18 protein-coding genes are annotated in these 25,843 nt (G+C 71.2%); 4 read left to right on the top strand and 14 right to left on the bottom strand.

What is annotated here, in order from left to right; translation table 11 throughout:
* Positions 1-19: 19 nt before the first annotated feature.
* The 6 genes from aceB to uraD all read right to left on the bottom strand — a co-directional run bounded on the left by aceB (position 20) and on the right by uraD (position 6,550).
* A complete protein-coding gene (gene aceB, locus LXN57_RS15470; protein ID WP_251798859.1) occupies positions 20-1,564 on the bottom strand; it encodes a malate synthase A in 1,545 nt (514 codons plus the stop codon).
* A gap of 175 nt (positions 1,565-1,739) precedes the next feature.
* Positions 1,740-3,248 (bottom strand): DUF1996 domain-containing protein, encoded by a 1,509-nt coding sequence (locus tag LXN57_RS15465; RefSeq protein ID WP_251798858.1) that lies wholly within the window; start codon positions 3,246-3,248, stop codon positions 1,740-1,742.
* Positions 3,249-3,478: 230 nt separating this feature from the next.
* Positions 3,479-4,828 (bottom strand): 8-oxoguanine deaminase, encoded by a 1,350-nt coding sequence (locus tag LXN57_RS15460; RefSeq protein ID WP_251798857.1) that lies wholly within the window; start codon positions 4,826-4,828, stop codon positions 3,479-3,481.
* A complete protein-coding gene (pucL, locus tag LXN57_RS15455) occupies positions 4,825-5,685 on the bottom strand; it encodes a factor-independent urate hydroxylase (RefSeq protein ID WP_221377890.1) in 861 nt (286 codons plus the stop codon). Before pucL ends, LXN57_RS15460 begins: the two co-directional genes overlap by 4 nt.
* A gap of 6 nt (positions 5,686-5,691) precedes the next feature.
* Positions 5,692-6,054, bottom strand: a complete 363-nt coding sequence (gene uraH / locus LXN57_RS15450) for a hydroxyisourate hydrolase (RefSeq protein ID WP_221377889.1) — start codon at positions 6,052-6,054, stop codon at positions 5,692-5,694.
* The gene (gene uraD / locus LXN57_RS15445; protein WP_221377888.1) at positions 6,044-6,550 is read right to left on the bottom strand and encodes a 2-oxo-4-hydroxy-4-carboxy-5-ureidoimidazoline decarboxylase; all 507 of its coding nucleotides are present in this window, start codon (positions 6,548-6,550) and stop codon (positions 6,044-6,046) included. Before uraD ends, uraH begins: the two co-directional genes overlap by 11 nt.
* Positions 6,551-6,739: 189 nt before the next feature.
* On the opposite strand from uraD, the gene LXN57_RS15440 reads away from it, so the two are divergent.
* Entirely contained in the window at positions 6,740-9,376 is a 2,637-nt protein-coding gene (locus LXN57_RS15440) for an ATP-dependent RNA helicase (RefSeq protein ID WP_251798872.1), read from the top strand.
* A 108-nt stretch (positions 9,377-9,484) separates the two neighbouring features.
* On the opposite strand, the gene LXN57_RS15435 is transcribed toward LXN57_RS15440, so the two are convergent.
* The 4 genes from LXN57_RS15435 to LXN57_RS15420 all read right to left on the bottom strand — a co-directional run bounded on the left by LXN57_RS15435 (position 9,485) and on the right by LXN57_RS15420 (position 14,808).
* Positions 9,485-11,794, bottom strand: a complete 2,310-nt coding sequence (locus LXN57_RS15435; protein WP_251798856.1) for a putative bifunctional diguanylate cyclase/phosphodiesterase — start codon at positions 11,792-11,794, stop codon at positions 9,485-9,487.
* Positions 11,795-11,875: 81 nt separating this feature from the next.
* Positions 11,876-12,598 carry a PP2C family protein-serine/threonine phosphatase gene (locus LXN57_RS15430; RefSeq protein WP_251798855.1) on the bottom strand — a complete coding sequence of 241 codons (723 nt, stop codon included), beginning with the start codon at positions 12,596-12,598 and terminating at the stop codon, positions 11,876-11,878.
* 70 nt (positions 12,599-12,668) lie between these two features.
* Positions 12,669-13,697 (bottom strand): hypothetical protein, encoded by a 1,029-nt coding sequence (locus LXN57_RS15425; protein ID WP_251798854.1) that lies wholly within the window; start codon positions 13,695-13,697, stop codon positions 12,669-12,671.
* On the bottom strand, positions 13,690-14,808 hold the full coding sequence (locus LXN57_RS15420; protein ID WP_251798853.1) for a transporter substrate-binding domain-containing protein: 1,119 nt from the start codon (positions 14,806-14,808) through the stop codon (positions 13,690-13,692). Before LXN57_RS15420 ends, LXN57_RS15425 begins: the two co-directional genes overlap by 8 nt.
* Before the next feature lie 82 nt (positions 14,809-14,890).
* On the opposite strand from LXN57_RS15420, the gene LXN57_RS15415 reads away from it, so the two are divergent.
* From LXN57_RS15415 to LXN57_RS15405, 3 genes are all read left to right on the top strand, one after another.
* Positions 14,891-15,586 carry a hypothetical protein gene (locus LXN57_RS15415; protein ID WP_251798852.1) on the top strand — a complete coding sequence of 232 codons (696 nt, stop codon included), beginning with the start codon at positions 14,891-14,893 and terminating at the stop codon, positions 15,584-15,586.
* Between the two features lie 110 nt (positions 15,587-15,696).
* Positions 15,697-16,593, top strand: a complete 897-nt coding sequence (locus LXN57_RS15410; protein ID WP_251798851.1) for an ABC transporter ATP-binding protein — start codon at positions 15,697-15,699, stop codon at positions 16,591-16,593.
* Positions 16,590-18,224, top strand: coding sequence for an ABC transporter permease (locus LXN57_RS15405; RefSeq protein WP_251798850.1), 1,635 nt, complete (start codon positions 16,590-16,592; stop codon positions 18,222-18,224). Before LXN57_RS15410 ends, LXN57_RS15405 begins: the two co-directional genes overlap by 4 nt.
* A gap of 23 nt (positions 18,225-18,247) precedes the next feature.
* On the opposite strand, the gene nhaA is transcribed toward LXN57_RS15405, so the two are convergent.
* From nhaA to glgX, 4 genes are all read right to left on the bottom strand, one after another.
* Positions 18,248-19,573: a Na+/H+ antiporter NhaA gene (gene nhaA, locus LXN57_RS15400; protein WP_251798849.1), complete on the bottom strand. Its 1,326-nt coding sequence runs from the start codon at positions 19,571-19,573 to the stop codon at positions 18,248-18,250.
* Between the two features lie 104 nt (positions 19,574-19,677).
* Positions 19,678-21,408: a malto-oligosyltrehalose trehalohydrolase gene (gene treZ, locus LXN57_RS15395; protein WP_251798848.1), complete on the bottom strand. Its 1,731-nt coding sequence runs from the start codon at positions 21,406-21,408 to the stop codon at positions 19,678-19,680.
* Complete coding sequence (gene treY / locus LXN57_RS15390; protein ID WP_251798847.1) at positions 21,405-23,675, bottom strand: malto-oligosyltrehalose synthase; 2,271 nt, start codon at positions 23,673-23,675, stop codon at positions 21,405-21,407. The genes treZ and treY overlap by 4 nt, the downstream gene beginning before the upstream one ends.
* Positions 23,675-25,786, bottom strand: coding sequence for a glycogen debranching protein GlgX (glgX, locus tag LXN57_RS15385; RefSeq protein WP_221377876.1), 2,112 nt, complete (start codon positions 25,784-25,786; stop codon positions 23,675-23,677). Before glgX ends, treY begins: the two co-directional genes overlap by 1 nt.
* Between the last annotated feature and the right edge of the window lie 57 nt (positions 25,787-25,843).

Raw genomic sequence — 25,843 nt, 5'->3', positions numbered from 1 at the left:
GGGGCGGTGGTGGCTCGCATCAGTCGATCGAGTCGTAGGCGGCGGTCGTGAGGAAATCGGGGAAGTCGTCGGCCAGCGCGACCCGCTCGAACAGCTTGCGGGCGTCGTCGAAGCGGCCGGCGGCCCACGCGTCGTCGCCGATCGCCGCTCTGATCCGGGCGAGTTCCTCGTCCTCGATCCGGCCGACCAGACCGGCGGTGATCTCGGCGCCGTCGGGCAGACGGACGCCGTTGTGGATCCACTGCCACACCTGCGACCGCGAGATCTCGGCGGTGGCCGCGTCCTCCATCAGGTTGTTGATCGCGACAGCGCCGTTGCCCCGCAGCCACGCCTCGAGGTATTGCAGCGCGACGGACACATTGGACCGCAGCCCGGCCTCGGTCACCTCCGGAGTCGCGCCGACATCGAGCAACTGCTCGGCGGTGACGGTGACCTCGGGCCGCAGCCGGTCGAGCTGGTTGGGCCGGTCACCGAGCACCCGGTCGAAGATCTCGAGACAGACCGGCACCAGGTCGGGGTGGGCCACCCACGAGCCGTCGAAGCCGTCGCCGGCCTCGCGTTCCTTGTCCTCCCGCACCTTGGCCAGCGCGACCTCGTTGACCGCGGGGTCGCGGCGGCTGGGGATGAACGCCGCCATGCCGCCCATGGCGAACGCGCCCCGGCGGTGACACGTGGAGACGAGCAGTTCGGTGTAGGCACGCATGAACGGCGCGGTCATCGTGACCGAGGCGCGGTCGGGGAGCACCATCGAGGGGTTGTCGCGGAAGTACTTGATGATGCTGAACAGGTAGTCCCACCGGCCGGCGTTCAGGCCGGAGATGTGCGGGCGCAGCGCGTACAGAATCTCGTCCATCTCGAACGCGGCCGGGATCGTCTCGATGAGCACGGTGGCCCGGATCGTGCCGACCGGGATGCCCAGCGCCTCTTGCGCGAACGTGAAGACGTCGTTCCACAGGGCGGCCTCGTGGTGGGATTCCATCTTGGGCAGGTAGAAATACGGACCGCTGCCGCGATCGAGCAGTTCCTGGGCGTTGTGGAAGAAGTACAGCCCGAAGTCGACCAGGGCGCCGACGGCCGGCTCGCCGTCGACCGGCAGGTGGCGTTCGTCGAGATGCCAGCCCCGCGGACGCATGACGATCGCCGGGTAGGGGCCGCCGTTCAGCTCGTACGTCTTCTGCGGGGTCTCGAGCGTGACGGTGCGCCGGATCGCGTCGTACAGGTTCTGCTGGCCGTCGACGACGTTGGACCAGTGCGGGGTGTTCGCATCTTCCAGGTCGGCCAGCCACACCTTGGCGCCGGAGTTGAGCGCGTTGATGGTCATCTTGCGCTCGGTCGGACCGGTGATCTCGACCCGGCGGTTCCGCAGGTCGGCCGGGGCGGGCGGCGCGCTCCACTCGGCGGCGCGGATGTCGGCCGTCTCGGGCCGGAAACCGAAGGATCCGCCCGCCGCGATCTCGGCCCGACGGGCCGCCCGGGCCCGCAGGAGCTCGTCTCGCCGGGGCCGGAAACGCCTGTTCAGCTCGGTGACGAACGCGACGGCCTGGTCGGACAGGATCTCGGTCATCGTCGGCGGCTCCCCTCGTTGGCGGCTGCTCCCCCAAACCGTAGTGGAGGCGGAAGGCTGCGCAACCGCTTGTGGATAAACCGGTGTGCCCACCCCCGCGGTCCCTGCGGGGGTGGGCACACCGGGGACGAGTGCGGTCACGGCTGGGGACGGGTGGCCGTGCCCGCACTCGCGATCAGAAGTTTCCGTACGAGTCGCACTTGGCCTTCTGGACCAGGCAGTCCTTGACCCGGTGACCGAGGGCGGCGTCGTCCCACGCGAGGAAGGCGTCGCCGTGCATCGAGCTGGCGTTGCCCGAGCTCAGCTTGAAGCCGGCGCTGGAGCCCGAGGTCGGGTAGCCGATGACGAAGGCGATCGACGGGATCGCGACCGGGAACTTGCCGCTGCACTTGCCCGACGAGTCGGCCCCGCCGGTGTGCGACTTGTGGTCCGGGCTGTCCAGGTGCACGCCGTCCCAGCAGTCCGGGAACGTCAGGTGGAACGTGAGCTCGGCCGTCTTGGCGCAGACCGGCCAGTTGCCGTCCGCGCTGCGGCCGATCTCGCCGCCGGCGCCCGCGCACCAGAACTGGCCGTTGGCGCCCTTCGGCGTGGCGACCTGCCGCTTGGCGTCGCCGACGACCATCCGGAAGCCCTGCGGCAGCGGCATGGTCTTGGTCGGGTCGGGCAGCCGCGAGCCGTAGTAGACGGTCACGCCGTGCGGCTCGATCTTCTTGCCGTTCTCGTAGAGGCTCGGGATCCAGTACGACGAGTGGTCCTCGTCCGGCTTGCAACTGGAACCGGCGTTCTTCAGCAAGGTGTCGGTCGTGGTGAACGCGTCGGTCGACGTGTTGCCGAGGAACGAGTGCATGTGCGAGCCGCCCGGCAGGCCCGGCAGCACGATCGGGTCGTCGGCCAGCGCGTGGCTGACCTTGCAGGAGGCGTTGAACTCGGCGACCCGCACCGGGTTGCCGGTGACCGGCTTCATCTTCATGGCGTTGAACTCGGCGACCTGCGCCTGCCACTTGGCCTGGTCCATGACGACCCAGCCGGCGCCGGTGTTCGCCGGCGGAGTGCTGGCCGTGGGGGCGGTCGTAGGGGCGGTCGTAGGGGCGGTCGTGGGGGCGGTCGTCGGCGGCTTCGTGGCCGGAGCGGTCGCCGGCGGCGTGGTCGTCGCCGTCGCGCCCAGCGTGAACCAGTTGATGTTGACGAAGTCGCCGCCCTGCTTGCTCTTCATCACCGCGAAGAGCTTCTGCTTGCCGGCCGGCGCCTTCACCGTGGCGGTCTTGGTGACCCACTTCTGCCAGCCGCCGGTCCGGGCGACCGGGATGGTGGTGAGCAGCGTGCCGGTCTGCGAGCCCAGGCGCAGCTCGATCGAGCCGCCCGCCGCGTTGTCCGACGCGATCCGGGCGGTGACCGTGCTGCCGATGCTCACGCTGTCGTAGCGCAGCCAGTCGCCGTTGGCCAGCCAGCCGACGTTCTTGCCGCCGTCCTGGTCGCCCGTGTTCTCGGTCTGGCTGCCGGACTGGGCCGCGAACGCCTCGGCCTGCAGGCGCCCGGCGACGACGGTCTCAGCCGCGTTCGCGTTGGCGATGTAGATGCCGCTGGCGCCGAGCGCTACGGCGACGGCCGCGCCGAGAGCGGCGCGGGTCACGCGGCGACGGGTCTTGGGGTTGGGCGGGGCGACGTGGAGGGGTTCCGTCCGCATTTCTAAATCTCTCGTCTCTGCCGTTCTGGTGATTCGTGGGGGGCGGCTTCACCAGGAGTATGCACAGCTCAGAGACTTGTTTCAATCCGCGGAGAAAGAATTAGGAATGGCATTCGAAAGCGCCGCAGGTAGCCGCGATTCCTATTCTCGATAACGCTTTTCGGGGGAATCTTCCTTAAGTGTTTCTTAAATCCGCTGAGGTCTCCCCCGGTCGCGGGGAGTGATGGAGCTCAGGTGGCCCGCTCCATCAGGCGCCGATGGGCGCGGACGGCCTCACGCGCGAGCGTTACGGCGTCGGCGTGCACGAGCTCGCCGCGCTCCACCACCGGACGCCCGCCGACCAGCGCCAGCTCGACCGGAGCGGCCGGGCCGAACACCAGCGCGGCCAGCCGATCGTCGATGCCCGCGTGGCCGAGCCCGTCGAGCCGCCACAGCACCAGGTCGGCCAGCTTGCCGGCCTCGATCGAGCCGAGGTCGTCCTGCCGCCCCAGGCAGCGGGCGCCGCCCATCGTGCCCAGCCGCAGAGCCTCGCGGGCGTTCAGGGCGCCCGGGCCGCCCCGGGTGCGGGCCGTGTACAGCGCCTGCCGGAGCTCCTCGCCCAGGTGGCTCGCCTCCTGTGAGGCCGAGCCGTCGACACCGAGGCCGACCGGCACCTGGTGGTCGAGCAGCTCACGCACCCGGGCCGCGCCCGCGCCGAGCCGGGCGTTCGAACTCGGGCAGTGCGCCACGCCCGTTCCGGTCGCACCCAGCTTGGTGATCGCCGAGTCGTCCAGATGCACGCCGTGGGCCAGCCAGACGTCGTCGCCGAGCCAGCCGAGCCGCTCGGCGTACTCCGTCGGCGTGCAACCGAACCGCTCCCGGCAGAAGTCCTCCTCGTCGTCGGTCTCGGCCAGGTGGGTGTGCAGGCGGACGCCCTTGCGCCGGGCCAGTTCGGCGGCCTCGCTCATCAGGCGCTCGGTGACCGAGAACGGCGAGCACGGCGCCACCGCGATCTGGAGCATCGCGCCGGGCGACGGGTCGTGCCAGCGGTCGATGGCCTTCTCGGTGGCGCTCAGGGCCTCGTCGGTGCTCTCGACGATGTTGTCGGGCGGCAGGCCGCCGTCCTTCTGTCCCAGGTCCATCGAGCCACGGGTGGGATGGAAGCGCAGGCCGATGCGCCGGGCCGCCTCGATCTCGGCCTCGAGCACGTCGCCGCCGTCGCGCGGGAAGACGTAGTGGTGGTCCATCGACGTAGTGCAGCCGGAGAGCGCCAGCCAGCCCAGCCCGGCCCCGGCCGCGGCGCCGACCACCTCGGCGTCGAGCCGGCCCCAGATCGGGTAGAGCGTCTTGAGCCAGCCGAACAGCGTCTCGTCGACCGCCAGGCCGCGGGTCGCCCACTGGTAGAGGTGGTGGTGGGTGTTGATCAGGCCGGGCGTGACCAGGCAGCCCGCGCCGTCGACGCGCCGCCCCTCGCCTTCGGCAGCCGGCCCCGCACCGACCGCGGCGATCCGGCCGTCGTCGCCGACCACCACGTGACCGTCGGCGTGATAGCTGTCCGACGCGTCGACCGTCGCGACGGCGACGTTCTCGATGACGATCACGGGTACCACTCCGTGATCGCGGGCGGGACGTCGTCGCGGGTCACCGTTCCCTCGATCAGCCCGTACGGCCGGTCGCCGGCGATGAAGACCTCGTTGTCGTTGGCGAGCTCGAACGGCGAGAGGTCGACCAGGTAGTGGTGCTTGTTGGGCAGCGCCAGGCGGATCTCGGCGATCTCGGGCTGATCGGTGAGCACCTGGGTGCCCATCGCGTACAGCGTCTGCTGCAGCGAGAGGCTGTGTGTGGTCACGAACGCCTTGGTCAGCGCCTCGACCACCCCCGTGTACGACTTGTCCCAGTCGGTGTCGTCGTCCAGATGCCGCCAGCGGGCGTCGACCGCGGTCGCGAGGATGCGATCGGTGGTCTCGGGCAGCGTCGTGTAACGGTCGCGCTGGAAGCCGTGGAACTCCGAGTTCGCCGAGTTCAGCAGCACCAGGCCGGCGAGGCCGGTCACCACCTGGGCCTGCTCGACCGTGACGGTCACCTCGGCCGTGCGGGTGTGGTCGCCCTGGCGGCGGAACGAGTGCGGGCCGAGCCTTTCCCAGCTGAACGACTCGATGCCGACCCGGGCCGCCCGGATCTGCGTGTGCGTCTCGACGAAGTGGCGGGCCAGCAGGAGCGCGAACTGCTCGGGCGCGCCGACGCCGTGCTCCTTCGCGAAGGCGTACACCGTGTTCTTCATGGTGTCGGTGGGCAGCACGCCCGAGTTGTCGCCGGTCAGATGGGTCGCCACGAGGTCGCCGGAGAGCGCGACGCTGACGTTGAGATCGGCCAGCGTGTGCGTCTCGCCGTCGCGGGTGACACGGACCAGCCGCGTCTCGGCCTTGCCGTAACGATTTTCTCCGAGCACGATCGCCACGCGCGTTCAGCTCCCTCGATAGGTCGTGTATCCGTAGCGGCTGAGCAGCAGCGGCACGTGGTAGTGCCGCTCGGGGTCGCGGACGTGGAAGGCGACCGTGATCTCCGGGAAGAAGCAGTCGGCGCCCAGGTACGGCTCGACGTAGAAGGACAGCCGATAGCCGCCCGCCTGCCACTCGTGCAGCGGCACCCGATAGCGCAGCCGGCCGTCGTCGTCCGTACGCCCCTCGGCGATCGTCCCCCACCCCTGCGAGTCGCGTCGCTCCAACCGCACATAAACATCGCGGGCGGGCTCGCCGCTCACCGTGTCGAGGATGTGCGTCGAGATCTTGGCGTGGAACTCGGGGGCCGTGCCGTCGTCAGAGGGCATCGAGCACCCGCTCGAGTCGTAGCAACGCGATCAGGCGCAACTGGTCGGCGACGATCGCGCGCTCGGTCGTCTCGTCATGGGTCAGACGTTCCCGCGCGGCGGCGAGGATCTCGTCCTGCGTGCGCCCGCTCGCGAAGATCAGGAAGACGTGGCCGAACTTCTCCTCGTACGCCCGATTGGCCTCGATCAGCGCGGCCCGGGTGGCCTCGTCGGCGCTCCGGGCGGCGGCGGACTGCTCACGGCGGGACCAGGCGGCCTCTTGCGACTCGCCGGCGGCGCGCTCGCCTATCCGCGGGTGGGCGGACAGGCCGGCCAGCACCTCGGCCCAGCTCAGCGCGCGGGCAGCGGCATCGGCAGCGGCCAGCAGGTCGGCGCGCGACTCGTAAGGCCGTTTCGCGGTGATCGCGGCGCCCCAGGCGGGCGCGGCGCAGCACGCCTGCAGATCGTGCTCGAGACGGGCGGCGGGCAGCGAGTTGAACACCTCGACCGCGTCCATCGGCACCCCTTCCTGTTTCTGTCGATCAGTCAAGCAGCCGGGCTGCGACCCCGTCGTGCACTTTGTGTTCCGCCCACCCTGCCACGCCGGCCCGACAGTTTCCCGTTGTCCACAGTCCGGTGTCGTCCACAGGCGCCGGGCCGGTCCGGCGAAATTGTCGGACCGGTAGGCCAGGATGGTGCCGTGCTGATCGCCGACGACGCCCTGCCCGACCTTCCGATCCGCGAGGTGCTGCCCCGGGTCCGGGCCGCGCTGTCCGGCGGGGGCGCGGCGGTGCTGGTGGCGCCGCCCGGCACGGGCAAGACGACGCTGGTGCCGCTCGCCCTGCCCGGGCGCGTGGTCGTGGCCGAGCCCCGCCGCCTGGCCGCCCGGGCCGCGGCCCGGCGCATGGCGTCGCTGCTGGGCGAGCGCCCCGGCGAGCGGGTGGGCTACACCGTGCGCGGCGACCGTCAGGTCTCCCGCCGCACCCGGGTCGAGGTCGTCACCACCGGCGTCCTCGTGCGCCGCCTCCAGCGCGATCCCGAGCTCGCGGGCACGGCGGCCGTGATCCTCGACGAGTGTCACGAGCGCCATCTCGACACCGATCTGGCGCTGGCCTTCCTGGTCGAGGCGCGGGCCGCCCTGCGTCCCGACCTGCAGCTGCTGGCCACCTCGGCCACGGCCGACGCCGGCCGGCTGTCCGAGGTGCTGGGCGGCGCCCCGGTGGTGACGGCGACGGCGCCCCTGTTCCCGGTCGACGCGATCTGGGCCCCGCCGGCCGGTCCGATCACGCCGCCGCTCGGCCTGCGCGTCGACCCGCGGCTGCTCGACCACGTCGCCGCGACGACCCGGCGCGCGCTGGCCGAGGGCGAGGGCGACGTGCTCGTCTTCCTGCCCGGCGCCCGCGAGATCGACGCGGTCGCGGGCCGCCTGTCCGGGGTCGCGGCCGAGGTGATCCCGCTGCACGGGCGCCAGCCCGGTGCCGTGCAGGACGCCGCCCTGCGAGCGGGTCCGCGGCGCCGGGTGGTGCTCTCGACGGCGGTCGCCGAGAGCAGCCTGACGGTTCCCGGCGTCCGGGCGGTGGTCGACGCCGGGCTCAGCCGGGTCCCGCGTATGGACCATGCCCGTGGCCTCGGCGCCCTGGCCACGGTCCCGGTGTCCCGCGCGGCGGCCGTCCAGCGTGCGGGCCGGGCCGGCCGTGAGGCGCCCGGCCGCGTCTACCGCTGCTGGTCCGCCGCCCAGCACGACCGTCTGCCGGCCCAGCCCGAGCCCGAGATCGCCGCGGCCGACCTGACCGGGTTCGCGCTCGACCTGGCCCTGTGGGGCCATCCCGACGGTTCCGGGCTGTCGCTGCCCGACCAGCCGCCGCCCGGGGCGCTGCAGGCGGCCGTGACGACGCTGCGCGACCTGGGCGCGGTCGACGCCGGCGGCCGGGTCACCCCGCGCGGCCGGGCCCTGGCCGACGCGGGCCTGCATCCACGGCTCGCCCGCGCCCTGCTCGACGGTGCGCCGCTGGTCGGGCCGCGCCGGGCGGCCGAGATCGTGGCCCTGCTCGACGACGACCGCTCCCTGGCCGACGACCTCACCGCCGCCTGGCGCCGGGTCCGCGGCAGCCGAGACCCGGCCTGGCGCAGCGAGGTGAGCCGCCTGTCGGCCGCCCTCACCCGCAACCCCGCCGACGAGACAGCTCCCGACGTCACCGACGCCGCAGCCGCCGTCGACACCGAACCGGGCGCCTCGTCGAACGACGGCGGCAGGACCCGAGTCGCTGCGGGCGACGACGAGGTTCACGCAGCGGCGAGCAACGAAAAGCGCACTCTCGCGGCCGACCGCGGCCGATCGCGCGCGGGGGCGGCCGGATCAGGGAATCTGCCGGACGACCTGGCGGCGGGGCTGGTGGTCGGGCTGGCCTATCCGGAGCGGGTGGCTCGGGTTCGCGAGGCGGGCGGCCGGGATTACCTGATGGCGGGCGGAACGGCGGCCGAACTGACCGGCGGCAGCGGGCTGGCCGGTGTCGAGTGGCTCGCCATCGCTTCGGCCGACCGGGCGGCGGGGGCACGAACCGCGCGCGTCCGGGCCGCGGTGCCGCTCGATGAGGCGACGGCAATCGAGGCGGCGGCGACGCTGCTGGCCGAGGCCACCGAGATCGGGTGGGTGGGCGGTGACGTCGTGGCCCGCACGGTGCGGCGGCTCGGAGCGATCACGCTGGTGGAACGGCGGATCGCCGACCCGGATCGGGAACTGGTGCGGGCCGCCCTGGCCGAGGGCCTCCGGCGGGAGGGGCTGGGGCTGCTGACCTGGTCGCGCGGCGCGGTCGAGCTGCGGGAGCGGCTGGCCTTCGCGCACGCGGCGCTCGGCGATCCCTGGCCCGACGTGTCCGACGAGGCCCTGCTCGACCGGGCCGGCGACTGGCTCGAGTTCGGTTCGGCCCGCCGCCGGTCCGACCTGGGCCGGATCGACGTGGCCTCAGGGCTCCGCCGGTTGCTGCCCTGGTCGGTGGCCGGGCGGCTCGACGAGGTGGCGCCCGAGCGGCTCCCGGTGCCCAGCGGGTCTCGGGTACGGGTCGACTACTCCGACCCCCAGTCGCCGGTGCTGGCCGTCAAGGTGCAGGAGGCCTTCGGGTGGCGGGACGCCCCGCGGCTGGGCGACGGACGGATCCCCGTTCTGCTGCATCTGCTCTCCCCCGCCGGGCGGCCGGTCGCCGTCACTCGCGACCTGGCCTCCTTTTGGGCGCAGGGCTATCCGCAGGTGCGCGCCGAACTGCGCGGCCGCTATCCCCGGCATCCCTGGCCCGAAGACCCGACCACCGCCGAACCCACCCGCCGCACCAAGCCTCGAGCACGATGACGCCGCGCGGGATGGGAGTGCGATTTCCGGTCGAGCCGGAACCGTGAGCCAACCGGTGAGTCCCAGCCCCGTGTCACACACACGTGACAACAAATCCTCGATAGGGAATCAGTTGGCCAGGTGGGCAGCCGACGAGGGCGGGACGGGCTGGGCGGGGATCATCGGGGGCTTCAGGCGGTGCAGGGGGCCGGGCTGGCCGAACAGGTAACCCTGGCCCACCAGGCAGCCGAGCTCGGCCAGCGCGTGGGCCCGGGACGGGGTTTCGATGCCCTCGGCCACCACGACGATGTTCAGGTCGGTGCAGATGGTCAGCACCGACCGGCACAGGGCGCCGGCCCGGTCGGGGGCGATGTCGACGTCGGTCAGGGTCGCGTCGAGCTTCACGATGTCGACCGGCAGCGAGTGCAGCTGGGCCAGAGCGTTGAAGCCGCTGCCGAAGTCGTCCAGCGCGATCCGTACGCCGTAGGAGCGCAAGCGCTCCACCACGGCCGCGGCGGTCGCCAGGTCCTGGATGCGGCGGGTTTCGGTGATCTCCAGGACCAGGCGGGAGGCGGGGACGCCGCTGCGGGACAGGGCGGTCACCACCGATTCCTCCAGGCCGGTCTGGCCCAGGCGGGCGGCCGAGACGTTCACGTGCATGTCGATGGGACGGCCGTAGATCCCGGCCAGGGCGGCGGCGTCGGTGCAGGCCTGTTCCAGCACGAAGTCGTCGATCGCGGCCACCAGGCCCGTGCGTTCGGCCACCGAGACGAAGACGTCGGGGTGCACGGGGCCGGCCACCGGGGAGGTCCAGCGGGCCAGGGCCTCGACCGCCACCGTCGCGCCGTCGGTGAACCGCACGATGGGCTGGTAGAAGACCTCGAAACCGGCCGCGGCGGGGTTCCCCGAGCCCAGGGCCTGGGCCAGCAGGTGTGGCAGGTCGGCGTTCGGGCCGCCGTCGTTCGTGCCGGCGTAGCGGGCCATCGCGCCCTTGCCGCGGCGCTTGCTGGCGTACATCGCGGCGTCGGCCCGGCGCAGCAGCGCGTCGGCCGTCATCGGCTCGCCGGGCTCGGGCACCACGAGGCCGATGCTGGCGCCGACGCCGACCGTGTGGCCGTCGATCGCGAACGGCTCGCGCAGCGCGGCCAGGATGCGGTGGCCGGTCGGTTCCGCTTCGGCCGGCGAATGGTCGAGCAGCACCGCGAACTCGTCGCCGCCCAGCCGCGCCACCAGGTCGTCGGGCGACACGCAGCGCTGCATGCGTTCGGCGATCGCGTGCAGCACCCGGTCACCCATGGCGTGCCCGAAGCTGTCGTTGATGAGCTTGAAGTCGTCCAGGTCGGCGAAGAGCACCGCGACCGGTCGCGAGCCGAGCGCCTCGGACAGCCTCTCGCGGAACAGGGCCCGGTTGGCCAGGCCGGTCAGCGGGTCGTGATAGGCCTGGTGGCGCAGCCGCCGCTGCCCCTCGGAGACCCGCTCGAGCAGCACGGTGTTGTCGACGATCGTGAACATCTGGCGGGCCACGACCAGGCCCAGACCGAGCCAGCCCAGGTACGCCTCGAACGGCGACAGCGGCTTGCCGGCCCCGCTGTTGATCGCGATCATCACGCCGGTCGCGGTCACCGGCACGTACGGAAGCAGCAGGTGCAGCCACTCGCGCTCCCCCCTTTCGACGGGCGCGGGCGGGTCGGCCGGCCGCGACCACAACGCCGCCACGGCGAGCAGCGCGGGACCGAGCAGATGCCCGGCCGACTGCCACGGCGCCAGCGGCCCATCGGCCAGGTGTACGAGCCGCAACGTGTCCGAGACGCCGAACGCGACCAGGGCCAGTCCGCCCAGCGCGAGCGGCCGGCGAGCCACCCGCGAGTCGGGCCGGGTGAGCAGCAGCAACATCACCATGGTGGCCAGCACCAGGTCGCTGATGGCGTAGCCCGCGGCGGCCACGATCAGGCCGGTGGGCTGCCCGGACCAGTGGAACCAGTCGCGCGGCACCGTCGACCAGACCAGCGCGAGCAGCGAGCCCGCGATGAGCACGCTGTCGATCAGCAGGGCCAGCTGGTCGCGGCGGGCCGAGGTCGGCACCGGACGGGGCCGGGTGTACGGCGCCTGCAGCAACGCGACCACCAGGCAGGCGGGCAGCAGGAAGAACCCGAAGTCGGACAGCATGGTGACCGGCCGATCGGGAAGCATGACGTCCTGCAGCAGCCACCACAGCCGGATCAGCGCCCAGCCGGCGAGCCCGAAGCCGAGGAGCAGCCGCCACCGCCGCTGCAACCCGTCCCGGCTGCGCGCCGCCGCGAAACAGATCCACGCCGCGGCCGCCCCCGCGACCAGTTGCGTGAGATCCGCGTACAGACGCCGGCCCGACGGCTCGATGAACTCACCGGCCGCGGTGACCCCCAGGACGATCGCCAGCGTGACGAACAGTCGCGCCGTCATCATCACCACCCAGTTGAGCCGCGGGCCCCCAGGTCCACGACCGGTGTAACCTACCGCAGCTCCCGGCGCGGCAAAGAGTGCTCAGTCGACCGAAGTCAGATCGGCGACAATCACCGTCACGTTGTCCGGCCCGCCGCCCCGCAACGCCAGGTCGATCAGCCGCTCACAGCATGACTTGGGGTCGGCGGCGGCGAGCATCTCCTGCTCGATGGTCTCGTTGGTGACCACGGCGGTCAGGCCGTCGCTGCACAGCATCCACCGGTCGCCGGCCTCGGGCTCCACGATCACGTAGGCCGGGCTGACCGGCTCGCCCTGCAACACCCGGGTGACCACGGAGCGTCGCGGATGCCCAGCGGCCTCGTCGGGCCGGATGAGCCCCTGGTCGACGAGCATCTGGACGTACGTGTCGTCCTTGGTCAACTGGTTGAGGCGGCCCTCGCGCAGCAGGTAGGCCCGCGAGTCGCCGACGTGCGCCATGGCGGCGCGGGTGCCCGAGAACAGCACCGCGGTGAGGGTGGTGCCCATGCCCTGCAGGGAGTTGTCGGCCTCGACCTGCTCGGCGATCCGCCCGTTCGCGACCTCGAGCGCCTTGTGCAGCGCGTCCATCTGGTGGTCGTTGTCGATCGGGACGTCGAGCGGCGTCATCGACTCGATGGCGAGCCGGCTCGCGAGGTCGCCGGCGGCCATCCCACCCATGCCGTCGGCGACGACGAGAAGACGGTCACCGGCGTAGTAACAGTCCTCGTTGTTGCTCCGGACATGTCCTTGATCGGTGCCGGCGGCCCACCGCAGGTGCAAGGTCATGGCGTGCAGCTTCCCAGATCATCGCAACCCTGTCTGCACGCGGTCCGCGGCGTTTCGCCGGAAAAGGGCATCAGCTGGGGCTCAGTGGTCGCCCGAGGCATCGTGGATCGACCTCCGTCACGCGGCGTGTCGGTGCGATCCATGACAAAGCAGAGTCGGTCACCGCCCACCCGCGGACCGCGACAGCGCTGTCGGGCGGCCGTACCGGTTCGGGGCAGAGAGTCTTGGATCGCACCTGATCATTGGGGATGAACGTAACCAGTCCACCATCTTCGAGCACTGTCGTCGAGGTGTCGTCGACGGCGATCAGCTGTCCGCGTAAAACGTGAGTCGGTTTGCCCGGCTCATCGACCTCGACGGCGCTGTTCGGCAGCACCGGCGCCCGCAGGAAGACGACGCCGATGGCGAGCGGCGCGAGCAGGGCCGCCCCGACCGCCGGCCAGTGCGTGACCAGCCGTGCGGCCCGCGCCGGCACCGGCCCGGTCAGCAGCGGGCCGAACAACGGCGGCAGCACCAGCAGCAGGGCCGTCGACGTCTCCCCGATCCGGAACGCCTGCACCACGCCCGGCCACACGAAGATCAGGACCAGAGCGCCCACCAGCACCGGCACACCGATGGTGATCCACACCATCAGCCAGCGCTCGGTGTGGAAACGCTGCGCGGCGGTCAGCCCGAGAATCGCGACGATCAGCATGCCGAGCAGCGGGAGCAACCGCAGCTGCCACGTGAACGCGGCCAGCATCGCGGCGAGCAGCACCACCCAGTCGGGCATGCGCAGCGCGGTCACGGCCAGCAGTGATCGGCCCGCGTCCTCGGGCGCGCTCACCAGCAGCACGCTGCCGAGCAGGCGCAGCACGAGCACGACCGCCGGCACACTCCAGATCAGCGTGATGAACAGCGCGCTGATCATGCCGAGCGGCGAGATGTACTGCACCAGCAGCAGCATCGTCGGCAGGTCCTGCCGGCTCAGATACCAGAGCCGCAGCACCAGCAGCACGAGCGGGAACGCGGGCAGGATCGTCAGCAGGTAGTTGAGCTGCGCTCGACGACGCCGCGCCGGGATCGGCCCGCCCTTGACGTAGATGCTGTTCTCACTCACCGAAGACGTCCTCCCACGGCTGCTCCCGGATGTCCGGCCGCACGACGCGGGGCTGCTCGGCCACCGCGATCGGCGCCTTGTCGTTGTTGTCCACCTCGGACTGCAGATTGCGGTCGTAGGCTTCCTCCCAGCGGGAGTCCTTGGGGTCGGTGTACGAGCGGTAGAGCGTCAGATCGACCAGTTTCTGCAACGCCGGGTTCTCGCCGGTGTTGACGCCGTACCGTTCGGTCGGGTCCAGCCCGACGTCCCAGTGGTCGAAGTCGTCCGGGAATTTGTGCTTGAACCCGGCCAGGATCGCGGCGTCGGTCGTGACCGCCTGAACCCGGCCGGCACGCAGGTCGGCGATGCATTCGCTGATCCTGTTGCGCGGCACGACGACCGCGTCCTCCTCCTCGGGGGCGTCGAGGCTCGTCGACGCCGAGATCGAACAGACCCGCTTGTCGCGCAGGTCGGCGATCGAGGAGACCTTCGGAATGCTGCCCTTCATGGTGAGCACCGACTGTTCGGTGTAGAGGTAGGGCGCGGAGAACCGCACACCGTCGGCGATGCGTGTCGGGGTGATGCTGAAGCTGGCGATCACCAGCTTGACCGGCACCCGCTCGCCCTCGGCGTTGGTCGCCTGCATCCGCGGCCGGTCCTCGCTCTCGATCGAATAGAACTTGACCTCCGACCGCCGGAATCCCAGGTCCTCCGCGATCATGTACGCGATGTCGACGTCGAACCCGCTCCACCGCCCGTCCTTGTCACGGAGAGCCAAACCGGGCTGATCGTCCTTGACCCCGATCGGCAGTTCCGCCCACGCCGCGATACCCGCCTGTTCCCGCAGGTCGGCCACGGACGGTGGCCCGCCGACGAAGAGCCGCACCATGGCCAGCCCCAGCGCCAGCACGATGGCCAGCCCGAGCGCGGCCAGCCGGAACGCGGCCAGGTTGAACCGCGGCGGCTCGATCAGCGGCTCCGGCTCGGGCGGCGGCAACCGCTGCTCGGCGGCCTCGCGCTCGGCCAGATCCTGCACGGCGATGTCTTCCGCCGTGCCCTCCGGCCCTGGTGGCGTACGCCGCCGCACCGGCCATGTGAATCGGCCGGCCACCCCGCTGCGATCGGAACCCATGGCCGACTATCGTGCCGCATGAATGTCACGGCTGAGCACTCCTGTCGGGTTTCACCCGCCCGTTCCGGGTAGTCGAACGGCCATGAAGGGTCCCCTGCTCGCCGCGGTCGTCGCCGTAGCCGTCGGCGTCCGTGTCATCCGCTCTCGTCACCGGCGCTTCCTGCACCCCGACGGCCGCTCGTTCACCGGCGAGCTCATCGTCTGGGGCACGGGCCGCACGGAGGGCGCCGGCCTGCTCGACCGACCCGGCACGCACTCCGCCGTCGTCCGGATCTCGAAGGGAGCGGGCACCCGCGGCGGCCGGGCCGACATCCGTGGAGTGGCCGTGCGGGTGACCGGCGACCATCCGATCGACCTGCTGCTCTCCACGTCCGGCGAGGGCCGCTTCACCCGGCGCCTGCCCGCCCCGCGGCGCACGTTCGACGCGTTCTACGGCTCGATCGTCGCCTACCGGACCGGCAGCAACCGCAAGATCTACCTGGGCGCCCGCGCCGACCAGCCGCTGGGCCGCGCCCTCGCTGAGATCGACGGCGGCTCACTCGTGCTCCTCGCCGACGACCGCCCGTTCGGCCGGGTGACCTTCGGCGACCGGCTTCCCGCCCGTACGGACGCCGCCCTGGCCTTCGACCCGATCCGCAACACAGCCCCCGACCTGCACCCGACCGGCGCCGTCCACACCACTCGAGCCCTCGCCTACCGCTGGAGTCAGCGCTGGCGCGGCGCCACCCCGACGGCCCCCGACCCCCACGCCGTCGAACGAACCGCCCTGCACCGCTGAGCACCCGGTCATGTGCCTTCCTGCCGGGCGAGCGCAGGCGTACGGTGAGCACAGGTGTGCCGGGAAGTCTGGTCGGCGGTCATATCCGCGTCGGCTGACAAGGGCTCCCGATGAATGCTTCTGCGCTGCGTGCCGTCAATCTGACCAAAAAGTACGGTCGTGTCACGGCCGTCGACGACCTGTCCTTCGAGGTGCCGGCCGGCGAGGTGTTCGGCTTCCTCGGCCCCAACGGCGCGGGGAAATCGACCACCATCCGGATGCTGCTGGGTCTGGCTCGCCCGACCGGGGGCCGCGCCTGGGTGTTCGACACCGACGCCGCGGATGTCGCCGTGGCGCACCGGCTGCTGGCGTACGTGCCGGCGGACGTGGCGTTGTGGCCGCAGCTGACCGGGGCGGAGATCTTGCACCTGCAGGCGTCCACCGGCCCCGGCACCGACCTGGCCTACCGCGACGAGTTGGTGGAGCGGTTCGCGCTGGACACCGCCAAGCTTTCCCGCACCTATTCGACCGGGAACAGGCAGAAGATCGCGCTCGTCGCGGCGTTCGCCACCCGCGCGCCGTTGCTCGTCATGGACGAGCCGACCAGCGGTCTCGACCCGTTGATGGAGCGGGAGTTCCGCACCGCCGTCGCCGAGGCCCGGGAGCGCGGGCAGACCGTCTTCCTCAGCTCCCACCAGTTGGCCGAGGTCGAGGCGGTCTGCGATCGTGTCGCGATCCTGCGGGCCGGCCGGCTCGTCGAGATCGCCTCGATCGGTCAGCTGCGGGGGCTGCACCGCGCCGAGGTGACCGTCTCCTACACCGGCGCGCCACCGCCGGGGCTCGACGCCATTCCCGGTGTCGACGGGGTCGAGCTGATCGGCGCCGGCCGGGTGCGGTTCTCGCTGATCGGTGCGCCCGCGCCGGCGTTGCGGGCCCTCGCCGCGGCCGAGGTCACGGCCCTGGCGATCCGCGAGCCGAACCTCGAGGAGATCTTCCTCGAGTACTACGGTGCGCAGGATCCCCGATGACTACCGCGACGACGCCGGCCACCGCCTCCCGACCCGGCGTGTTCCCCACGCCGGGCAAAGCGGTCAGCCGCTTGGCGCTCCGCCAGCTACGCGGGAGCGGTCCGATCGTGCTGGGCTTCTGCGCTCTCATGCCGGCGCTGGTGGCCGGCACCTACGCCGGTGTCATGGCGGATCCGGCCGCGGCGGGAAGCATCGAGAAGCTCGCCGGCAACCCCGCGATCCGGACCCTGTTCGGTGAGCCGGTCGCGCTCGATCAGGCCGGCGGATTCACCGTGTGGCGGGTCGGCACCTTCGTCGCCGTCCTGCTGGCCGCCTGGTCGGTCCTGGCCACCACGCGCATCACGCGGGGTGAGGAGGAGGCCGGCCGGTGGGAGGTCCTGCTGTCCGGCCGGCTCGTGCTGCGGTCGGTGGTGGCCCGCCACCTCGCCGCCGCCATGACGATCGCGGTCGCCGCCGGCTGCGCCGTGTCCGCAGTGTTGTTGCTGGCCGGCACCGATCCGGCCGGTGCCGCCGTGCACGGAGCCGGCATCGGCCTGACCGGTGTGTTCTTCATAGCCGTGGCCGGGATCGCGGCGCAGGTGTTCCCGGCACGCGCGACGGCGACCGGCGCGGCCGTGGCGGTGCTGGGTGGCGGCCTGCTGGCTCGCATGATCGGTGACGGTCTCACGGACTGGGGCTGGCTGCGCTGGCTGTCCCCGTTCGGGCTGCTCGCCCTCAGCGAGCCGTACGCGCAGAACCGCGTCCTGCCGCTGTTGATCCTGCTCGCCGCGGGAACGCTGCTGGGTGTGGCCGCCCTGGCCGTTGCCGGCCACCGCGACGTACGTGGTGGTCTGGTCGCGGCCTCCTCCGGTCGCCGCCCCCGGCTGCGTCTGCTCACCACGGTGGAAGGGTTCGCCACCCGGCGGACGCTGCGCCCGCTGCTCGGCTGGGCTCTCGGGATCGGCGCCTACTACCTGCTCATCGGCTTCACCGCGGTGTCGATCACCGGGTTCCTGGCCGACAACCCCGCGCTGGCCGGTGAGGCGGCCAACGCCGGATTCGCCTCGCTGGGCGTTGTCGAAGGGTTCACCGCGACCCTGTTCGCCCTGCTCGCCATGCCGGTCGGCGGCTTCGTCGCGGTTCGCGTGTCCGCCTTCGTGGCGGCCGAGGCCAACCGGCAGCTCACGCTCCTGACTGCCCAGCCGGTCAGCCGGCTCCGTTTATTCGCCGCCGAACTCGCCACGGCCGGCGGCGGCGCTCTCACGTTGCTCACCGTCGCCGGGGCCGCCACGTGGACCGGCATCACCGCCACCGGAGGCGACCTGCGGCCGTCCGCCGCGCTGGCCGGGGCCTGGAACACCCTGCCCATCGTGCTGCTCTGCCTCGGCGCCGCCGCCCTCGCCGCCGGATGGTTTCCCCGGTTCGCCTCAGTCATCGGAGGGTTGCCGGCCACCGGCGGTTTCCTCCTGCTGGTGATCGCCGACAGCATCGGCGCACCGGGGTGGGTCCGCGAGATCTCACCCTTCGCCCATCTGGCAGCGGTTCCGCTGACCACCGCCGACTGGGCTGCCACGCTGACCATGACCGGCCTCGCCGTCGTCCTGATCGCCGCGGGAGCCCTGGGCTACCAGCGACGCGACCTGCGAGGGTGACCGGTTCGCGGCAGAGAGGACCGTCAGGCGGATTCGGGGCGGGTGGTGGTCTCCTGCTGATAGACGTCCGGGATGTCGTCCTGGTTCGCGTCGACGTTCTCGGCCTCGTGGATCCGGCGGTAGGTGCGGTTACGCACCCGCAGGATGACCGCGGCGAGCAGGGCGGCGATCAGGGAGCCGGTCAGCACGGCCACCTTGACGTGCTCGTCGCGTTCGCTGTCGGCGCCGAAGGCCAGTTCCCCGATGAGCAGCGAGACCGTGAACCCGATGCCGGCCAGCACGGCCAGTCCCAACACGTCGATCCAGCCGAACCCCGAGTCCATCTTCGCCCGGGTGAACCGGGTGACCAGCCAGGTGGCGGCGGTGATGCCGACCGCCTTGCCGACGACCAGCCCGGCGATGATGCCGACGGCGACCGGGTCGGTCAGCGCGGTGCCCAGCCCGCTCAGCCCGCCGATCGTGACGCCGGCCGACATCAGCGCGAAGATCGGGACGGCGACGCCCGCGGACAGCGGCCGGAAGCGGTGCTCGAAATGCTCGGCCAGGCCGGGACCCGCCTCGGGCCCGCCGGCTTTGCGGCCGCGTATGACGGGGACGGCGAAGCCGAGCAGGACACCGGCGACGGTGGCATGGATGCCGGACGCGTGCATCAACGTCCAGGTGGCGAAGGCCAGCGGCAGCAGCAGCCACCACGAGCGGATCCGGCGCTGGACCAGGACGGTGAAGAGGGCCAGCGGGATGAGCATGCCGAGCAGCGGCAGCACGGACAGGCTGGTGGTGTAGAAGATCGCGATGATGACGATCGCGAGCAGGTCGTCGACGACGGCCAGGGTGAGCAGGAAGGTTCGCATCGCGTTGGGCAGGTGGCGGCCGATCACGGCCAGCACCGCGAGCGCGAACGCGATGTCGGTGGCGGTCGGAATGGCCCAGCCCCGGCCCGCGCCCGACTGCAGGTTGATCACCGTGTAGATCACCGCGGGCAAGATCACGCCGCCGACCGCCGCAGCGATCGGCACCGCCGCCCGGCGCGGGTCGCGCAGGTCGCCGGCCACGAACTCGCGCTTGAGCTCCAGCCCCGCGACGAAGAAGAAGATCGCCAGCAGGCCGTCGGCGGCCCACGTAGCCACGCTGAGGTCCAGATGCAGCCACTTCGGCCCGAACGTGAACGCGCGGACCGTCTCGTACGCGTCCGACCACGGCGAGTTCGCCCAGATCAAGGCAACAACCGCACCGGCCAGCAACAGGATGCCGCCGATGGTCTCTTTGCGGAGGATGTCGCCGATGCGGCGAGCCTCGAGCCACGAGCCACGGCCGAACAAGGGAGAGCCCTTCGGAGGGGCGGCCGTCATAAGTCTCCTACTTTCGCGGTCGGGTCAGACGTTGCCGACCAGACTTCCCGGCGCACCTGAAACTCACCCTACCTGCGAACACCGTCCGGCGCTGCGTCATGACTTCAGCGGTAAGCCACGATCACCGCGCTCTCGCCCGGCAACTCAACCCGATCACGCTGCAACACGACACCTTCGGCCGACGTGGCGAGCAGAACCTTCGAAGGGACGTCACGCAGGGAGACGGTCTGCGCAACCCCGGCCAGATTCACTGCCACCGCGATCTGCCCACGACGCATGACCAGATGCTGGTCGCCCTGCCACACCTCCACCTTGTCGAGCCACGGATCCGTCAGTTCCGGCCGGCTGCGGCGCAGAGCGATCAGGCGCTTGTAGAGATCCAGAATCTCCGCGTGCTCCGGCTTGGACCTCTCGTCCCAGTCCAGTTTGGACCGGAGAAAGGTCTCCGGATCCTGCGGGTCGGGCACTTCGGCCTCGGCCCAGCCGTGCTCCGCGAACTCCCGCCTTCTTCCGTTCTGCACCGCCGCCGCCAGTTCGGGCTCGGGGTGGCTGGTGAAGAACTGCCACGGGCTGCTGGCCGCCCATTCCTCGCCCATGAACAGCATCGGCGTGAAGGGGGACGTCAGCAGCAGCGTCGCCCCGACCTTGAGCAGGCCCGGGGACAGCGTGGCCGAGATGCGGTCGCCGGTCGCCCGGTTGCCGATCTGGTCGTGGTCCTGCAGGAACGCCACGAAGCGGTGGCCGGGCGTCCGGGTGCGGTCGATCGGGCGGCCGTGCCGACGGCCGCGGAAGCTCGACCAGGTGTTGGCGTGGAAGTAGGCGCTGGTGAGCACCGTTTCCAGGCATTCCAGGCTGCCGAAGTCGCCGTAGTAGCCCTGTCGTTCGCCTGTCAGGGTGGCGTGCAGGGCGTGGTGGATGTCGTCGTCCCACTGGGCGTCGAGCCCGTAGCCGCCGGCCTCGCGGGGGGTGATCAGCCGGGGATCGTTCAGGTCGGACTCGGCGATCAGGGACAGGGGGCGGTTGACGTGGGCCGACAGCGACTCGACCTCGACCGCCATCTGTTCGAGCAAGTGGACGGCGGAGTGGTCGGCCAAGGCGTGGACGGCGTCGAGCCGCAGGCCGTCGACGTGGTAGTCGCGCAGCCACATCAGGACGTTGTCGATGATGTAGCGGCGGACCTGTTCCGAGCCCGGGCCGTCGAGGTTGACCGAGGAACCCCACGGGTTGGCGCCGGCCGCGCTCAGGTAGGGGGCGAACATGGGGGCGTAGGCGCCGCTGGGGCCGAAGTGGTTGTAGACGACGTCGAGCACCACGCCCAGGCCCTTGCCGTGCGCGGCGTCGACGAAGCGCTTCAGGCCGTCGGGGCCGCCGTACGCCTCGTGGGGCGCGAACCAGGCCACGCCGTCGTAACCCCAGTTGTACTCGCCGTTGAACGAGTTGACCGGCAGCAGTTCGACCAGGTCGACGCCGAGCTCGACCAGGTGGTCGAGCCGGTCGACGGCCGCGTCGAAGGTGCCCTCGGCCGTGAACGTGCCGACGTGCATCTCGTACAGCACCGAGCCGGGCAGCTGCCGGCCCGTCCAGCTCTGGTCGCTCCACGGGAAGGCAGCGTGGTCGTAGACGCGGCTGGGGCCGTGCACGCCCTGGGGCTGCCAGGGTGAGCGCGGGTCGGGGCGCTGCTCGCCGTCCAGCACGTACGCGTAGTCGGCGCCGGGGCCGGCCGACGGCACGTCGAGCCGCCACCACCCGTCAGCGCCGCGTTCCATCTCATGCTCCTCGCCCTGAAGAGACAGCCGTACGGTCTTCTCCGGAGCCCACACCTCGAAGGACGTCATTTCTCTTTCACCAGGAGTGCGACGGGGTAGGTACGCAGGATCTCGGCCACCGGGAGGCGGTTCCCGCCATAGCTGGTATTGGTGAACACTTCCGTCCAGCTGTGTCCGTCGAGTGACACCGCGGTGTCGCCCCAGCCGCCGTGGCGTGACAATCCCACCGGCAGCCGCGTCGCGATGGTGACGGCGCCGCCGCGGTCGAAGGCCAGCACATGGTCGCCGCATCGGCCCTCGGCGAAGACGGGGCGGTAGCCGCCGAACAGTTCGGGGCGCTGCCGGCGCAGCCGCAGGGCGCGGCTGGTGACGAGCAGTTTGGCCGCGCCGGTCTCGTCGACCGGGGGCACCCAGCCGTCGTCGATGCGGGCCAGCAGCTCGCGGCGGGCGGCGAAGTCGACCGGGCGGCGATTGTCCGGGTCGACCAGCGAGAAGTCCCACAACTCGGTGCCCTGATAGACGTCGGGGATGCCGGGCACGGTCAGCTGCACCAGCTTCTGGCCGAGCGAGTTGGACCAGCCGGGCGGCGTGATCGACGCCGCGAAGCCCGACACCTCGCTGGTGAGGGCCGGGTCGTCGTAGATGCGGTCGACCATCGCGCGCAGGGCCGTCTCGAACTGCTCGTCCGGCTTGGTCCAGCTGGTGACGTTGGCGGCCTCCTTGGCCGCTTTCAACGCGTACGCCTGAAGCCGCTCGCGCGAGATCGGCCAGGCGCCCACCGCGGCCTGCCACACCAGGTGGCCCAGCGCCGGGTCGGACAGCGGAGCCGTACGGACCCAGCGGCGCACCACCTCGGTCCAGTCGCCGGGCACCTCGGAGAGGACGGCGAGCCGCGCCCGCACGTCCTCGCTGCGCTTGGTGTCGTGGGTGGAGAGGGTCGTCATCGCGTCCGGCCAGCGGCGGCGGCGCTCGTCGTTGGCGTCGTGGAACGCGTCGGGGGCGACGCCGAAGTCGGCCGGGTCGTTGCCCACCTCGTTGCGCGCGGTGAACCTGGTCCAGCGGTAGAAGGCGGTGTCCTCCACACCCTTGGCCATCACGGCGCCGGTGAACTGCTGGAACCGTGCCGCCAGTTCGTCGTCGGGGTTGCGCAGCCGGGCCGTGAGCTGGTCGAGCACCGGAATCAGCGGGGGGCGCCGACGGCCGGCCTCGGCCCGGGCCTGGGCCAGGTGGCGCGAGCCGAAGGGCAGGTAGGAGCGGTAGACCGGGAAGCACGCGGCGAGTTCGGCCAGGACGCGCGGGGCGCCCTCGATCTCGGGCGCGAGCCGGGCCATGCGGGCCAGCTCGGCGGCCAGCAGGGTGGTCGCGGCGTGCAGCTTGGTCTGGTGCACGAGGTCTTGCCAGGAGGTGTCGCCGCCGGTCAGGTGGTGCTGCAGGGTGTCGAAGAAGGCCTCGGTGCCGGTGTCGACGAAGACGCCGCCGACCTCGGCCAGCGCGTCGTAGCCGGTGGTGCCGGCGACCGGCCAGTCCGGCATCTCCTCACCCGGTTCGAGGATCTTCTCGACCACCAGCCAGGTGCCGGGTGCGGCGCGGTGCAGGCGTTCGAAGTAGGCGCCGGGGTCGCGCAGCCCGTCGGGGTGGTCGATGCGGATGCCCTGCACGAGGCCCTCGTCGACCCAGCGCAGGATCTCGGCGTGGGTGGCGTCGAAGACCTTGGGGTCCTCGACGCGCAGGCCGGCCAGGTCGACGATGGCGAAGAAGCGGCGGTAGTTGAGCTCGCTGTCGCCGCGGGTCCAGTTGACCAGCTCGTAGTGCTGCCGGTCGTGCACCTCGCGCGGGGCGCCCTCGCCCGTGCCGTCGGCGATCGGGAAGCGCTTGTCGAAGTAGCGCAGCTCGCCGTCCTCGACGCGCAGGTCGTCGAGCGCCTCGGGCGAATCGGCCAGCGTCGGGATCAGCAGCCGGCCGCGCGACCAGTCGATGTCGTAGAAGTCGGCGAACTCCGACTCCCGGCCCCGGCGCAGCACGTCCCACCAGGTCGGGTTGGCGGACGGCACCGCGACACCGGCGTGGTTGGGAACGATGTCGACCACGAGCCCCAGACCGGCGTTGGTGAGCGCGGCGGACAGCTCGCGCAGGCCCTCGGCGCCGCCGAGCGCGGGACTGACCTGGGAGTGGTCGACCACGTCGTAGCCGTGTTCGGAGCCGGGAGTCGCGGTGAGCAGCGGCGCCGTGTAGAGGTGACTCACGCCCAGGTCGGCCAGGTAGTCGGCCAGCTCGGCGGTCGTCTTCAACGGGAACTCGGGGCGGACCTGGACTCGATACGTTCCAGTAGGGGGCATCAAACCGTCCTGTCCAACACGATGAGTGACCTGTCCGGTACCCAGAGCTTGTGACCGGCCTCGACGACCGACGGGCGATCCGGGGACGGCTCGGCGGTCTCGATGACCTTTTCCCACTTCTCGCCGTATTCCGCGGGCGGAGTGGCGAATTCGATGGGCGCGTCGTGCGCGTTGAAGAACAGCAGGAACGAGCTGTCGACGTGCCGCTGGCCGTACTGGCCGCGCTCGCGGATGCCCTCGCCGTTGACGAACAGCGCGACCGCCCGGCCGAAGTCGTTGCCCCAGTCGTCGCCGGCCATCTGGCGGCCGTCGGGGGTGAACCATTCCAGGTCGGGCAGGGGGTCGCCGCCACCGCGGGCGGTCACCGGCAGACCGGTGAAGAAGCGCCGCCGCTGGAACACCTGGTGACGGTGGCGGAACGCGGTGAGCCGGCGGGTGAACTCGAGCAGCTGCTCGTCGGCGCCGCTCCAGTCGATCCAGGCGAGCTCGTTGTCCTGGCAGTAGGCGTTGTTGTTCCCCTGCTGGGTGCGGCCCAGCTCGTCGCCGTGCGAGATCATCGGCACGCCCTGCGACAGCATCAGCGTGGCCAGGAAGTTGCGCCGCTGCTTGGCCCGCAGCTCGAGCACCTTCGCGTCGTCGGTCGGTCCCTCGATGCCGCAGTTCCACGACCGGTTGTGGCTCTCGCCGTCCCGGTTCTCTTCCCCGTTGGCGTCGTTGTGCTTGTCGTTGTACGAGACCAGGTCGTTGAGCGTGAAGCCGTCGTGCGCGGTCACGAAGTTGATCGAGTGGAAGGGCTTCCGGCCGTCGTCCTGGTAGAGGTCGGCCGAGCCGGTGATCCGGGAGGCGAACTCCGCGAGCGTGGCCGGCTCGCCGCGCCAGAAGTCCCGTACGGTGTCGCGGTATTTGCCGTTCCATTCGGTCCAGTTGGGCGGGAAGTTGCCCACCTGGTAGCCGCCGGGCCCGACGTCCCACGGCTCGGCGATCAGCTTGACCTGGCCGACCACCGGGTCCTGCTGGACGACCTCGAAGAACGTGGAGAGCCGGTCGACGTCGTAGAACTCGCGGGCCAGCGTCGAGGCGAGGTCGAACCGGAAGCCGTCGACGTGCATCTCGGTGACCCAGTAGCGCAGCGAATCCATGATCAGCTGGAGGCTCTGCGGGCTGCGCACGTTGAGGCTGTTACCCGTGCCGGTGTAATCCATGTAGAACTGGGGCTGATCGTCCACCAGACGGTAATAGGTGCGGTTGTCGATGCCCTTGAGGCTCATGGTCGGGCCCAGGTGGTTGCCCTCGGCGGTGTGGTTGTAGACGACGTCGAGAATCACCTCCATGCCCGCCTTGTGCAGGGCCTTGACCATGCCCCGGAACTCCTGGGTCTGCTGGCCGAGCGTGCCCGTCGACGAATAGCCGTGGTAGGGCGCGAAGAAGCCCAGCGTGTTGTAGCCCCAGTAGTTGCGCAGGCCCAGGTCGTGCAGGCGGTTGTCGTGCACGAACTGGTGCACCGGCATCAGCTCGACCGCGGTCACGCCGAGGCTCTTGAGGTGCTCGATGATCGCCGGGTGGCCGATCGCCGAGTACGAGCCGCGCATGTCCTTCGGGACCTCGGGGTGCCGCTCGGTCAGGCCCTTGACGTGGGTCTCGTAGATCACCGAGTGGTGGTAGGGGATGTCGGGCCGGCGGTCGTTGCCCCAGTCGAAGTAGGGGTTCACCACCACCCCCTTGGCCATGTAGGGGGCCGAGTCGAGATCCGACATCTGGTCGGGGCTCTCCATGTCGTACGCGTAGAGCGACGGGTGCCAGTCGATGTCGGCGTCGACGGCCCGCGCGTACGGGTCGAGCAGCAGCTTATGCGGGTTGTAGCGCAGCCCGCGGGACGGGTCGTACGGCCCGTACATGCGGTAGCCGTAACGCTGCCCCGGCTCGACCCCCGGGAGGTAGGCGTGCCAGACGAACGCGTCCTGCTCGTGCAGCTGGACCTTGCGCTCGTTGCCGGAGGGGTCGAACAGGCACAGTTCGACCGCCTCGGCCCCCTCGGAGAAGATCGCGAAGTTCGTGCCCGTGCCGTCGTACGTGGCGCCCAGCGGGTACCGGTGACCAGGCCAAACCTGCATGTCGTGCTCCCACCCCTCGACCGTCGGTGCTGTGCCGCGCACAGCTCGAGTCACCAC

The sequence above is a fragment of the Paractinoplanes hotanensis genome (assembly GCF_023717965.1).
In the GTDB taxonomy this organism is placed as follows: Bacteria; Actinomycetota; Actinomycetes; order Mycobacteriales; family Micromonosporaceae; genus Actinoplanes; species Actinoplanes polyasparticus.
This window is presented reverse-complemented; position numbering and strand designations above follow the sequence as displayed.

Coding starts and splice junctions, on each gene's coding strand:
- aceB (WP_251798859.1), bottom strand. CDS start 1,564: ATGACCGAGATCCTGTCCGACCAGGCCGTCGCGTTCGTCACCGAGCTG.
- LXN57_RS15465 (WP_251798858.1), bottom strand. CDS start 3,248: ATGCGGACGGAACCCCTCCACGTCGCCCCGCCCAACCCCAAGACCCGT.
- uraH (WP_221377889.1), bottom strand. CDS start 6,054: ATGCCCTCTGACGACGGCACGGCCCCCGAGTTCCACGCCAAGATCTCG.
- uraD (WP_221377888.1), bottom strand. CDS start 6,550: ATGGACGCGGTCGAGGTGTTCAACTCGCTGCCCGCCGCCCGTCTCGAG.
- LXN57_RS15435 (WP_251798856.1), bottom strand. CDS start 11,794: ATGACGGCGCGACTGTTCGTCACGCTGGCGATCGTCCTGGGGGTCACC.
- LXN57_RS15430 (WP_251798855.1), bottom strand. CDS start 12,598: ATGACCTTGCACCTGCGGTGGGCCGCCGGCACCGATCAAGGACATGTC.
- LXN57_RS15420 (WP_251798853.1), bottom strand. CDS start 14,808: ATGGGTTCCGATCGCAGCGGGGTGGCCGGCCGATTCACATGGCCGGTG.
- LXN57_RS15415 (WP_251798852.1), top strand. CDS start 14,891: ATGAAGGGTCCCCTGCTCGCCGCGGTCGTCGCCGTAGCCGTCGGCGTC.
- LXN57_RS15410 (WP_251798851.1), top strand. CDS start 15,697: ATGAATGCTTCTGCGCTGCGTGCCGTCAATCTGACCAAAAAGTACGGT.
- LXN57_RS15405 (WP_251798850.1), top strand. CDS start 16,590: ATGACTACCGCGACGACGCCGGCCACCGCCTCCCGACCCGGCGTGTTC.
- nhaA (WP_251798849.1), bottom strand. CDS start 19,573: ATGACGGCCGCCCCTCCGAAGGGCTCTCCCTTGTTCGGCCGTGGCTCG.
- treZ (WP_251798848.1), bottom strand. CDS start 21,408: ATGACGTCCTTCGAGGTGTGGGCTCCGGAGAAGACCGTACGGCTGTCT.
- treY (WP_251798847.1), bottom strand. CDS start 23,675: ATGCCCCCTACTGGAACGTATCGAGTCCAGGTCCGCCCCGAGTTCCCG.
- glgX (WP_221377876.1), bottom strand. CDS start 25,786: ATGCAGGTTTGGCCTGGTCACCGGTACCCGCTGGGCGCCACGTACGAC.